Origin of the sequence: Streptomyces sp. NPDC090442 (assembly GCF_044769405.1) — a bacterium.
Classification (GTDB): domain Bacteria; phylum Actinomycetota; class Actinomycetes; order Streptomycetales; family Streptomycetaceae; genus Streptomyces.
The window spans coordinates 1-1,467 of record NZ_JBIVXW010000250.1; the positions used below are offsets into that span (position 1 = coordinate 1).

The 1,467-nt window shown below is 62.6% G+C and carries 1 protein-coding gene; it reads left to right on the top strand.

All coding sequences use genetic code 11. The annotated features are described in order from the left end of the window. The coding region (locus ACIQU6_RS44805) for a type I polyketide synthase (RefSeq protein WP_403488503.1) at positions 1-1,467 on the top strand (1,467 nt) is incomplete at both ends.

Genomic DNA, 1,467 nt, shown 5'->3' on the forward strand with positions numbered 1-1,467 from the left:
TGACGAGCCGATTGCGATTGTTGGTATGGCGTGTCGGTATCCGGGTGGTGTGGTGGATGTTGAGGGTTTGTGGGGGTTGGTGGTTTCGGGTGGTGATGCGGTGTCGGGGTTGCCGGGGGATCGTGGGTGGGATGTTGAGGGGCTTGCTGCGTTGGCGTCGGTTGGGGGTGGGGGTTTGTGGGAGGGGGGTTTTCTTTATGGTGCGGGTGAGTTTGATGCGGGGTTCTTTGGTATTTCGCCGCGTGAGGCGGTGGCGATGGATCCTCAGCAGCGGTTGTTGTTGGAGGCGTCGTGGGAGGCGTTTGAGCATGCGGGTATTGATGTGTCGGGGTTGCGGGGGAGTCGGACGGGTGTTTTTAGTGGGGTGATGTATCACGATTATGCGTCGGGGTTGCGGGTGGTGCCGGAGGGTGCTGAGGGGTATATCGGGACGGGGAATTCGGGGAGTGTGGTGTCGGGGCGGGTGGCGTATGCGTTGGGGTTTGAGGGTCCTGCGGTGACGGTGGATACGGCGTGTTCGTCGTCGTTGGTGGCGATGCATTTGGCTGGGCAGTCGTTGCGTGGTGGTGAGTGTTCGTTGGCGTTGGCTGGTGGGGTGACGGTGATGGCGCGGCCGTCGTTGTTGGTGGAGATGTCGCGGCAGGGTGGTTTGGCGTCGGATGGTCGGTGTAAGGCGTTTGCGGATGCGGCTGATGGTGCGGGGTTTTCTGAGGGTGTGGGGGTTGTGTTGTTGGAGCGGTTGTCGGATGCGCGTCGTCTTGGGCATCGGGTGTTGGCGGTGATGCGGGGTTCGGCGGTGAATCAGGATGGTGCGTCGAACGGTTTGACTGCGCCGAATGGTCCGTCGCAGCAGCGGGTGATTCGGCAGGCGTTGGCGAATGCGCGGTTGTCGGCGGCTGAGGTGGATGTGGTGGAGGCGCATGGGACGGGTACGAGGTTGGGTGATCCCATTGAGGCGCAGGCGTTGTTGGCGACTTATGGTCAGGGGCGGCCGGAGGGTCGTCCGTTGTTGCTTGGTTCCGTCAAGTCGAATATGGGTCATACGCAGGCGGCTGCGGGTGTGGCTGGTGTGATCAAGATGGTTGAGGCGATGCGGCGTGGTGTGTTGCCGAAGACGTTGCATGTGGATGCTCCGTCTTCGCATGTGGATTGGTCTGTTGGTGCGGTGGAGTTGGTGACGGAGAATCGTCTGTGGCCGGAGTCTGGGCGGGTGCGTCGTGCGGGTGTGTCGTCGTTTGGGATCAGTGGCACTAATGCGCATGTGATTTTGGAGCAGGTGCCGGAGGCGAAGGAGGTCGTGTCCGGCCGGTCGGCTGCGGGTCCGGTGGCGTGGGTGTTGTCGGGGAGGACTGAGGCGGGGTTGCGGGCGCAGGCGGAGCGGTTGGGGGCGTTCCTTGGTGATCGTCCTGAACTGTCCCTGGTTGATGTGGCGTTCTCGTTGGCGTCGTCGCGGATGGTGTTGGAGCA